Source organism: Ensifer sp. 22460, from assembly GCF_052044935.1.
GTDB lineage: Bacteria > Pseudomonadota > Alphaproteobacteria > Rhizobiales > Rhizobiaceae > Ensifer.
This window is the reverse complement of the sequence record NZ_JBQENZ010000043.1, coordinates 25,587-35,929: the sequence shown is the minus strand read 5'-3', so window position 1 is coordinate 35,929 and position 10,343 is coordinate 25,587. Positions and strand designations below refer to the sequence as shown.

The window sequence follows — 10,343 nt, the reverse complement described above, 5'->3', positions numbered from 1 at the left end:
GGTTCTTCCTCAATTTCTGTGGTTAACAGAGTGTTAGCGCCTCGACTGCTATCTGCGGGGATGCGAGCGCAATTGAAATGGTCACCCGGCCCAGGGGTCAAGGTTCTGGGTATTACCGTTCAAGATGAAGAAAACTGGGTTGTTTCTGCCGCTGCGAAACCTGTCGGTATCTGCCCGGATTGTGGAACGCAAAGCCGGCATCGCCACGGCTGGCACAACCGCCGCCTCCAGGACTTGCCTGTTCAAGGTCAAGTTGTGAAAATCGAGCTCGCACTGAACCGGTGGCAGTGCAGACACCGGAAATGCGGGCGACGAACCTTCACCGACAGGTTGCCTGAGATTGCTTCACCCTACATGCGACGAACTGAACGGATGGCTGAGATTGTGGGCTTGATTGGCCACAGGATGGGCGGTCGCCCAGGTGAGCACTTGCTGCATCGGCTTGGCATGCCGGTCAGCGACGACACGATCTTGCGGCAATTGAAGCGCGATAATCCGGCGTCCACGCAAAAAGACACTATTCGGGTTGTGGGCATCGATGATTGGAGCTGGCGGCATTCCTCGCGGTACGGGACGATCATGGTCGATCTTGAGCGTCATTCGGTCGTCGATGTTTTGGAGGACCGCAGCGTCGAGAGCGCAAAATCTTGGTTGCAAGAACGTCCGACGATCGAGGTCGTGAGCCGAGATCGCTGTGGTTTGTATGCTCAGGCAGCCCGAGAGGGCGCCCCGCAGGCCCTCCAGGTGGCTGACCGTTTTCATCTGGTCCAAAATCTCAGGGAGGCGATCAAGGAACAGATGAGCGTGTACGGTCACGCCAATGTTAGACCCATTCTCTCTGAAGATGCTATCGCCAGCGCCAGGTCACAGCAGCGCCGTGCCCGCTTGGCGCACAGGCAATCTCGTCAGGAAATATTCGACACGTTTCAAGCTTTGCGGCAGCAGGGCCTCACCTACAGCGAGATTGCAAGGCGGACCGGATACGAGCGCCGCAGCATCGCGAATTGGCTTACTTCCAATGCGCCTCGAGACAGAAACCGAGCGACATTGAATCCGACATCGCCACTGTATTTTGAAACATTTCTGGCTGAATGCTGGAGGAATGGAAACCGCATTGGGCGCCATCTGTTTTACGACATCAAGAACCGCGGCTACACGGGCAGCCGCTCCAATCTGGAGCGCCTGTTGAAGGTGTGGCGTGAGGTCGAAAACATTCAACCCGACGAGCCGCTTCCGGAGACGGATGTTTCAGAACCCGTCCGCGATCCTGACACGGGCCATATGATCTCGTCTGTGGTGGCAGCCGCTTTGTGCATAAAGCCGCGCGGCTTGCTGACAGATCGCCAGGCCAGAAACGTCGATGCATTGAAGCAGGGCTCTCGAGCGTTCGCCATAATGCGTGGCTTGGCCATGCGCTTCAACGGCATCTTGCGCAGCAGGAGCCCGGACGCGCTGGATGAATGGATCGACGATGCCATCGACACCGAGCTCACGGCAATCATGCGTTTCGCCAGCGTTTTGCGCCGGGATATTGATGCCGTCAAAAATGCAATCGAACTCCCGTGGAGCAACGGTCAAGCCGAAGGGCAGATCAACCGCCTCAAGATGCTGAAGCGAGCAATGTACGGTCGCGCCGGCCCACAACTGATGAGGGCGAGAATGCTGCCACTGAATCACAGAAATTGAGGATGAACCTTTAAAGATGAGAATCCGAGCGACCGGAATTCTCAAATTAACTGCAGCTGCGAAGACGCCATCGATCGGCATGTATGGGCCATTATCTCGTCGATAGCGCTGCTTGAATCGTGCCACAGCACGCTCGTGCAGCTCTGGGCCAACAAGATTGCATAATGTATCGTTGGGAACTGGCGGCGCGAGGCGCGCTTTTGGTCAGTCAGAAAGGGCTGCGTGGCGAATGGAGGCGCGGCTCGGCTGCCTCACCATCACCCGCGTCACTGATCTCTCCCCGATGCGCTTAGGACAATCGCTTCCATGGTGGCTGCAAGCAGCATGCGTGCACCTTTTACGGAGTGCTCAGGCTCGACATATTCGGCCTCGTTGTGGCTAAGCCCATCGCGGCAAGGCACGAAGATCATGGTCGCGGGCGCGACGCGATTGACGAACAGGGCATCGTGGAAGGCGCCGGAGAGCATGCGCTTGGGTTTCAAGCCGAGAGAAGCGGCAGCCCGGTCGAGGCAGGCCAGCAGGTCTTCCGAAAAGACAGCCGGCGGCATGTCGAAGATCTGTCTCAATTCGCTCCCGCAGCCGGCGTCAGCCGCCGCCGCGTCACAGGCCTGGCGGATGCGATCTTCCAAGGCGTTGATGACTGCTGTCTCCGGGTGGCGCAGATCGACGGTGAAGGTCACCGAACCCGGGATGGCGTTCACCGAACCCGGCTCGACCGCAAACCGGCCGACGGTGAAGCGCGCGCGGGGATCGTTCGGCATCACGCTGTTGTAGAGCGGTTCGAGCGCGGCGATGGCCGCTTTCATGGGGTCGCGACGGAACTCGAGCGCCGTCGTGCCGGCATGCGCCGCCTGGCCCGTGATCGTCACCTCCAGCCACCGGGTCCCCTGGATACCATGGACAATGCCGATCGGCGTGTTTTCCCGTTCGAGGGTCGGTCCCTGCTCGATATGAAGCTCGATGTAGCCGGATATCTGCAAGCCAAGCGGGCGCATGGCCGCTTCCGGAAGAGCGTCGAGCGTTGCCTTCAGCTCATCGACGAACAATGCGCCGTCGCGACCGCGAAGACCGGACCAGGCATCCGGGATCGCACCGGCGGCGAAGGCCATGGATCCCATGGTCCCCGGAGCAAAACGGCTTCCCTCCTCGTTGGTCCAGGCGACGACCTCGATCGGCAGATCGGTCTCGATGCCGGCGTCCTCGATGCTCTCCAGGACTTCGAAGGCGGTAAGGGTGCCGAGCGCTCCGTCGAAGCGCCCGCCGGTTGGCTGGCTGTCGAGATGACTGCCGATCACAAAAGGGGGCATTTCGGGAAAGCGGCCTTCCCGTCGGATGAACAGGTTTGCCATCGGGTCCTGGAAGGCCCGAAAACCCCGCGCGAGCGCGAGCTCGGCCAGGAGCCGCCGTGAAGCGCGATCCTCGGGCGACAGGGCCTGGCGGTTGACGCCACCGGCGGGCGTTGCCCCGATCCTTGCAAAATCGTCGAGGCGCTGCAGCAGACGCTTGCTGTCAATCGCGATGGGAGTGGTCATGGTCGGCTCCAGACAGGTCGTCCCGATCAGCCGTAGGCTGCGTCGTGGAAGGCGATTTCGAGTTGTTGCGTACGCCCGAAAATGGCGCTGAGGCGGCGGCGCTCGGAAGCGTCGAGCGCGATGCCCGCTTCGTCGAGCTGCTGCTTGAGCCATTTCGCCTGGGCTGCGAAATCGTCGTCCGCGTGCATTTCCACCCATTCCTTCAGATGCGGATCGACAAAGGCTACGTGAACGGCCCTTTTCGACCAGGTCCAGTACATCCATTCGGCGGCGAACATGGCGGCGACCGTATCGAGGAATCCGCCGTTGCTTGCGATGTCCAGCATGCCGCATCGGAAGGCTTCGACCTCGGGACGATTGACATCGTAGGCGCTGGCATCGATGCCGCGTTCGGCAAAAATTCTCTCGAAATAGACGATCTGCTGGTTGGCGAGCGCATCGAGAACGACGATCAGCCAGCGCTTCTGCTCGATTGTCCTGGCCTTCGCCGTCGCAAAGGCAAAGATCGAAATCGCGGTTTCGACAAAAGCGCTCTCATAGACGAGATAGCGCTCGAAAACCTGGTTGGACAGGCGCTCGAGAACGATATCCTCGACGAAGCGATGGTTCACCATCGCTTCGAAGACGGCAGCGTTTTCCCGCAGGATCTGATCCGACAGCGTTTCAGTCGGCATCGTCACGCCTCCAGGGCGGGCGCTGCGGCAGCGCGGAAGGCCTTGACCCGCTCGATATCGACCGGGTTCCACCAAACCCCGCCTTCCTTCAGCGATGACGCAACGATCACGCCGTTCGTCCGCTTGAGGATTTCGACGATGTTGTCCTTAGTCACGCCGGAGCCGACTAGAAGCGGCAGGTGGGTGGCCGAGCCGACCTCCTCGATCTCCTCGATGGTTGCCGTGTTGCCGGTACGCTGGCCGGTGGCGATGACGCCATCGGCATCGAAGAAGGCGAGGTCACGCGTCAGTTCCTGGATCGAGCGGTCGGCGACGATCGCGTGGGCGCCATGCTTCACGTGACTGTCGGCGAAGACCTTGATGTGCTCGGCGCGCAGCAGCGAACGGTAGCGCATTGCTTCGGCGGCCCGGCCCTCCATGAAGCCTTCATTGGCGACATAGGCATTGGCCCACTGGTTGACGCGAATGAATTTGGCGCCACCGGCCATGGCGATGGCAAAGGCCGGGATCGGCGCATTGGCAAGCACATTGATGCCAAGCGGCACGCCCGTCGCACGCGCGATCCGGTCGGTGACCACGGACATGAAGGCCGCCGTCTCATGGCCGATATCCTCCGGCTTGGAGAAGGGCACGTCGCCATGGTTTTCAATCATCAGGCCATGCAGGCCACCCTCGACTAGCGCCTCTGCGTCGCGCATGCAGGCATCGTAGATGGTCGACATATCAGCGCCACGATAGCGCGGCGCTCCGGGGAAGGGGGGGCAATGGATCATGCCGATCAGAACCTTGTCAGTCCCGAATATTTCCCTTATGGCGCTTGAGGACTTGTCAGAAATTTCCTGCATTTCTCTCCCTTTCGAAGGTATGTTCATGCACGCTTACGTAATCGGTAATGTGACGGTGGACGAGACCATCGCCGTGTCGGAAATGCCGGCCGCGGGCGCCTCGATCCATGGCAGCCAGCGTTCGCGCGACCTCGGTGGCAAGGGCGCGAACCAGGCGGTCGTCATGGCCCGCACCGGGCTGCCGACGAGCCTCATCGCAGCCTTCGGCGACGGTTTTCGCGCCGACATGATCCGCCAGCATCTGGCAGACGAACCGGTGGTGAGCCAGCTTGTGCCGGTCCCCGGCAAATCCACCGACTTCTCGATCGTGCTGACCACGCCGGATGGCGAAAACGTCAACATCACGACCACCGACTCCGCCCGGAACCTCGCTCTTGTCGACGCTATCGCGCCTCTGGCCGACGCTGCTCCAGGAGACATTGCGGTGCTCCAGGGAAACCTCTCGGACGAAACGACGCGAGGCGTCCTTGAAGCTGCGCGCGCCCGCCGAATGATCACCGCCTTCAATCCGTCTCCCCTGCGTCCCTATTTCAGCACCCTGTGGCCCTTGATCGATGTCGCTTTCCTCAACCAGGGCGAGGCGCAGGCATTGACCGGGACCAGCGGTGAAGAGGCTGCCCGCAAGTTGCTTGCGGCCGGCGTTCGAGAAGTCGTTCTGACTTTCGGCGGCGACGGAGCCATGCTTGTCACAGCCGAGAGCTGTGTTCGGATTGCCGCCGTCGAATGCGAGGTCGTCGACACGACGGGCGCCGGCGACACGTTCATGGCCGTGGCGCTCGCATCGGCGGCTCTTCGCGGCAACCGTCTCGACCGCACCGCAATCGAACACGCGACACGGGCCGCCGCCATCACCGTCAGTCGTCCCGGTACCCGCTCGGCGTTTCCGTCGATCGGGCAACTGAACGCGATCCTCGCCGCGCGCTGAGCTTCTGCCCAGCGCGCAACGTCGGCTGCTCAGCGCGCCGTCTCCGTCATCCAGCCAAGGATGTTCTTCCAGAGCCGGCCGTAGCCTTCCCATTCGCAGAATGCCGGCGACAGCCAGTGCGGGCCGATATCGGACGTCCAGGCGGCGGTGCGGCCCTTGCCGAAGCTGCCGAGAACGAGCAGCGGGTGTCCGCCCTGGTCTGCCGGAAGGCGGGCGATGACCTCGGAGCCCGGGCGCACCTCCACTTCGTTGACACCGAGAAGCAGCGGCCAGTTGCCGGAAAGACCCGCCATGGTCGGATGATCCGGCTTGACGACGTCGGCGACCGCACCCTCAGGGATTTCGACACGGTCGTCATAGGGAAGGCATGTGACCGGAAGCGTGTCTTCAACGGCTGTGCGGCGCCAGCGCGCCTTGCCGTCGATGCCCTGGAAGGAGAAGTAGCCGCCGACCATCAGCAGCGCGCCGCCCTTTTCTACCCAGGCCTTGATCAGCTTCAGCCGGTTCGGAACGGTGCGCGAGTGCAGCCACACTGCCGGCGGCAACAACAGCGAGTTGGCGCCGATATCCGAAAGAATGATCGCATCATATTGGTCGAGGCCCGCCATTTCATAGGGGAACTGGTCCACGGCGTCGTGCGCGGTCATGTAGGTCAGCTCGAATTCGCTGTCTTTCAGCACCTTGACGAGCGGCTCCGCGCCCAGATGGAAGGTGACGCTGCCGAACTGGTCGAAACCCTTGTAGTGGGTGGCGGAGCTTACCCAGCTCTCGCCGACGAGAAGTACTTTCTTTGTCATGGTCTATCCGTATGTCTTGAATTGCGTTGAGAGCCGGATGTCAGGCCCCGGTTTGGAACACCGAGCGGGGATTGTCCCGCATCATTCTGTCGAGCGCGCCGTCGTCCAGCCCGTGTCGTTTGAGACGCGGCAGGAAGTGGCGGAGCACATAGGCATAGCCATTGCCTCCGTAGTGGCTGAGCATCATCTTCAGGAACACGTCGTGCGAAAGCAGGAGGCGGTCCATATGACCGGCCTCCACCAGCCTTACGATCGCCCGCGCGGCCTCTTCGTCGCTCGGGCATTGCACCTGTTGATCGGCATAGAAGAAGTCCATGCCGATCATGTCGTACTCGATGAAGGCCCCGCGTTCGGCGAGTTCGCTCTGGTAGGCGTGGTCGTCGTGCGACGGGTTCATGTGGCAGAGTACGGTGTGGCGGAGATCTGCCCCTTCCTCGGCGACGACGTCGAGGACCCGGTGGCCGAGCCGGAACCAGCCAGGCAGGTGCACCATCAGCGGCAGGCCGGTGCGAACCTGCGCCCGAGCGGCTCCGCGCAACGACTTTTCTTCCGCCGGAGTGAAATCGGCGGATACGCCGATCTCGCCGATCAGCCCGATTTTCACGCCCGTGCCGTCGACACCGTCGATTGCCTCGCGGACGATCCTGTCGGCGATCTGGTCGATACTCATGTCGGCGACCTCGGCCGGATGCGAGGAGGCAAGATAGTATCCGGCCCCCATGACGATGTTGAGGCCGGTCGCCTTGGAGATCCGCTGCAAGGCGACCGGGTTTCGGCCAATGCCATTGCAGGTGGGTTCCACGACCGTGCGGCCCCCTTCGGTAGCGAAAGCCCGCAATTCGGCGATCGCCAAGGGTTCGTCGTCGAGCGTGATGTTGTGCTTGTTGACGAAGGGATCCTGGCGAAGCTCGCCGAGAATCTCCATGCAGACGAAGCCTTCGGCGAGATACTGACGCTCCTTGGTTTTCGGCGCGTGCCACCAGCAGCGGCAATCGTTGAGGATATGCTCGTGCATCAGCGTAACGCCGAGTTCGCTCGCATCGATCGCGCCGGTCACCGTCATCACCTTGCCGGACTGCACGTGTCCTTCTGACAGTTCCTTGCTCATTACGGTCATCTCTTCTTGCCGCCGAAGCGAAAGTTGGCGGTGAAGATCCGCGTGTTGAGCCAGATCGCGACGAGAATGATCGCGCCGGTAACGATCTGCGTGAAGAACGGCGAGATGTGCATGAGGATCAGGCCGTTGCCGATGACCGCGATCGTCATGGTGCCGAGGACGGTCCCGAGGATCGTGCCGCGGCCACCCATCAGCGACGTTCCGCCCAGCACCACCGCGGCGATGACCTGCAGTTCGAAGCCGACGGCCGCATTCGACGAGCCGGAGCCGAGGCGCGCTGCGATCAGCAGACCGGCAAGGGCGCAGGCAACCCCGGCGATCATATAGACCGAGGCGATCACCCATTTTGCCGGCATGCCGACGCGGCGAGCCGCCTCCATGTTGGACCCGACGGCGACGACCTGGCGGCCGTATTTGGTCGAGGATATGACGACATAGCCGGCGACCGCGACCGCAACCGCGATCAGGGCAGGCATCGGAATGCCCAGAAATTCGCCTCGGCCGAGCATGAAGAAGCCCGGGGCATCCTTGATCGGGATCGAGTAGCCCTGCGTCAGATAGAGCGCCAATCCGCGCAGGATCGACAGGCCGGCAAGTGTGACAATGAAGGCCGGAATACCCTGATAGGCGGTGAACCATCCCTGCACGAAGCCGAGAAAGGCGCCGAAGAAGAGCATCGCGACGACGACGAGAGGCCAGGGATAGCCCATCGCCAAGACGATCGCCGCGACGGCATTGACCAGGGCGACCTGCGAACCGACAGAAAGGTCGATGCCGCCGGTGATGATCACCAGTGTCATGGCGACCGCGACGATGAGGATCGGCGCTGCCTGGCGGATAACGTTCAGAATATTACCGAGCGTCATGAAGGTGTCGGTTGTGGCCGCGAAGAAGACCACGCAGGCCAGGAAAAAGAAGGCGATCGACAGGACCTGGGCATTCTCCGAAAGGAAGTCTGCCGCCGGTGAGCCCTTTGCGCGTTCGGTGTAGGCCGTCATTGCTTGGCTCCTTCCCCGACGATCAGCTTGACGAGGTCTTCCAGGTTGGTCTTGCCGATTTCGCGCTCGGCCACCTTGGTGCCTTCGTACATGACGGCAATGCGGTCGCAGACGCGGAACAGGTCCTGGAGGCGATGGGTGATCAGGATGACGGACACGCCCTTCGCCTTGACGCGGTTGATGAGCGCGAGCACCGCTTCGACCTCCGCAACGGCAAGCGCCGAGGTGGGCTCATCCATGATCAGAACCTTCGGATTGAACGAAGCGGCACGCGCAATCGCGATCGCCTGGCGCTGTCCGCCCGAGAGTTGAGCGACCTTGCCGGTCAGCCGCGGAATGCGGATTTCCAGAGCGTCGAGCATCTTGCGGGCTTCTGCGAGCATGGTCTTCGTGTCGAGAAATGGCCCTTTGCTGATTTCCCGACCGAGAAAGAGATTGCCGACCACATCGATGTGGTCGCAAAGGCTCAAATCCTGAAAGACCATTTCAATATTGCGGTTGCGGGCATCAGCAGGCCCCGAAAACCGAACCTCCTCGCCTTCCAGAGTAATGGTCCCGCCATCGGGGATGTAGGTTCCCGAGATCACCTTGGTCAGCGTCGATTTGCCGGCGGCATTGTCGCCGACGAGGCCAAGGCATTCGCCGGGATAGATGTCGAGGTCAACGCCACGCAGTGCCTGGTGCGATCCGAACGTCTTGACGATCCCCTTGAGGGACACGCGGGGACTGGCACCGGTGCGGGAGGGCAGAGCCCCCCCGACACCAGCGACAGCGGGAGGATGCTGTCTTTCACTCGTCATCATTTGAAGATCGCCCGATATGGCTCGACGTTGTCCTTGGTGACGATCGTTACCGGCACGGAGATGGTCTTCTCGACGCTACCGCCGTCGGATACCTTCTTCAAGGCGTCGATGGCAGCGGCACCCATGGCGGCCGGATCCTGCTGGATCACGGCGGTGACGTAGCCGGCGTCGATGCCCGCGATCGCCTGGGCCGTCAGGTCCCAACCGAAGACCTTGACGCTATCCTGCTTGCTCTGGCTTTCAACCGCCGCGATGGCACCCATCAGGGCCGGCTCGCCCGTCGCATAGATCGCGGTCAGGTCAGGATTGCCGGTAATCAGGTTCTCTGCGGCGGCGAGCGCGTTGTCCTGCACGTTCTGTCCATCAACGACGCCGGCCGATCTGATGCCGTCGACACCCTTGATCGTCTTTTCAAACCCCTCCTGGCGAACGTTCTGAATGAAGGAGTTGAGCGCGCCGACGACACCAACTTTGGCTTTGCCGTCGGCATTGGCCTTGATGTAGTCGAGGAAGAACTTGCCCATGTCGGCGCCCGCCTTGGCATTGTCGACGCCGATCTGCGCCTTTTGCGGGCCATCCGGAAGGATCGCGTCGATGGCAACGACGGGGATCCCGGCTTCGGCCGCCTGATTGACGGCCGGCATGATGCCATTGACGTCGATAGCGACGACCGCGATGCCGTCAACCTTCTGCTGGATATAGGTCTCGATCGCGCTGTTCTGTGCGGCCGGATCGTTGTTGGCATTGAAGATGACGAGCTTCGCGCCGGCAGCATCGGCTGCCTTCTGCGCACCTTCGTTCATCTGATTGAAGAAAAGCGCCTGCTGGTTGATTTGCACGAGTGCAAAGGTCTTTTCGGCGGCCAGGGCCGGCGAGAGAGCCGCGCCGAGGGTCGTCAGTGCCGTGAGCCCAAGCGTGGCGACAAAAGTCCTGCGTTTCAAAGTCCAGTTCATGTTCTCATCCTCT

10 protein-coding genes are annotated in these 10,343 nt (G+C 61.6%); 2 read left to right on the top strand and 8 right to left on the bottom strand.

Annotation, left to right across the window (positions count from 1 at the left end; translation table 11 throughout):
• The first annotated feature begins 60 nt into the window (after nt 1–60).
• Nucleotides 61–1,686 (top strand): ISL3 family transposase, encoded by a 1,626-nt coding sequence (locus ACTJKM_RS33855; RefSeq protein WP_246812924.1) that lies wholly within the window; start codon nt 61–63, stop codon nt 1,684–1,686.
• Nucleotides 1,687–1,952: 266 nt separating this feature from the next.
• On the opposite strand, the gene ACTJKM_RS33850 is transcribed toward ACTJKM_RS33855, so the two are convergent.
• Genes ACTJKM_RS33850 through ACTJKM_RS33840 form a run of 3 tightly spaced genes read right to left on the bottom strand, consistent with a single transcriptional unit; the run spans nt 1,953 to nt 4,737 of the window.
• Nucleotides 1,953–3,218, bottom strand: a complete 1,266-nt coding sequence (locus ACTJKM_RS33850) for a Zn-dependent hydrolase (protein ID WP_058329210.1) — start codon at nt 3,216–3,218, stop codon at nt 1,953–1,955.
• Nucleotides 3,219–3,244: 26 nt separating this feature from the next.
• Nucleotides 3,245–3,892, bottom strand: a complete 648-nt coding sequence (locus tag ACTJKM_RS33845) for a TenA family protein (protein WP_440661796.1) — start codon at nt 3,890–3,892, stop codon at nt 3,245–3,247.
• A gap of 2 nt (nt 3,893–3,894) precedes the next feature.
• A complete protein-coding gene (locus ACTJKM_RS33840) occupies nt 3,895–4,737 on the bottom strand; it encodes a BtpA/SgcQ family protein (RefSeq protein ID WP_440639294.1) in 843 nt (280 codons plus the stop codon).
• Between the two features lie 25 nt (nt 4,738–4,762).
• Here ACTJKM_RS33840 and ACTJKM_RS33835 point away from each other — a divergent pair, with 25 nt between their 5' ends.
• Nucleotides 4,763–5,662, top strand: coding sequence for a ribokinase (locus ACTJKM_RS33835; protein WP_058329233.1), 900 nt, complete (start codon nt 4,763–4,765; stop codon nt 5,660–5,662).
• 29 nt (nt 5,663–5,691) lie between these two features.
• Here ACTJKM_RS33835 and ACTJKM_RS33830 read toward each other — a convergent pair whose 3' ends face one another.
• Genes ACTJKM_RS33830 through ACTJKM_RS33810 form a run of 5 tightly spaced genes read right to left on the bottom strand, consistent with a single transcriptional unit; the run spans nt 5,692 to nt 10,330 of the window.
• Nucleotides 5,692–6,459, bottom strand: a complete 768-nt coding sequence (locus ACTJKM_RS33830) for a glutamine amidotransferase (protein WP_058329213.1) — start codon at nt 6,457–6,459, stop codon at nt 5,692–5,694.
• A 40-nt stretch (nt 6,460–6,499) separates the two neighbouring features.
• The gene (locus tag ACTJKM_RS33825) at nt 6,500–7,567 is read right to left on the bottom strand and encodes a phosphotriesterase family protein (protein ID WP_440661795.1); all 1,068 of its coding nucleotides are present in this window, start codon (nt 7,565–7,567) and stop codon (nt 6,500–6,502) included.
• 5 nt (nt 7,568–7,572) lie between these two features.
• Nucleotides 7,573–8,574 (bottom strand): ABC transporter permease, encoded by a 1,002-nt coding sequence (locus ACTJKM_RS33820; RefSeq protein ID WP_440661794.1) that lies wholly within the window; start codon nt 8,572–8,574, stop codon nt 7,573–7,575.
• Nucleotides 8,571–9,374, bottom strand: coding sequence for an ATP-binding cassette domain-containing protein (locus ACTJKM_RS33815; RefSeq protein ID WP_058329234.1), 804 nt, complete (start codon nt 9,372–9,374; stop codon nt 8,571–8,573). The genes ACTJKM_RS33820 and ACTJKM_RS33815 overlap by 4 nt, the downstream gene beginning before the upstream one ends.
• Nucleotides 9,374–10,330 carry a substrate-binding domain-containing protein gene (locus ACTJKM_RS33810; protein ID WP_440661793.1) on the bottom strand — a complete coding sequence of 319 codons (957 nt, stop codon included), beginning with the start codon at nt 10,328–10,330 and terminating at the stop codon, nt 9,374–9,376. The genes ACTJKM_RS33815 and ACTJKM_RS33810 overlap by 1 nt, the downstream gene beginning before the upstream one ends.
• Nucleotides 10,331–10,343 lie beyond the last annotated feature (13 nt).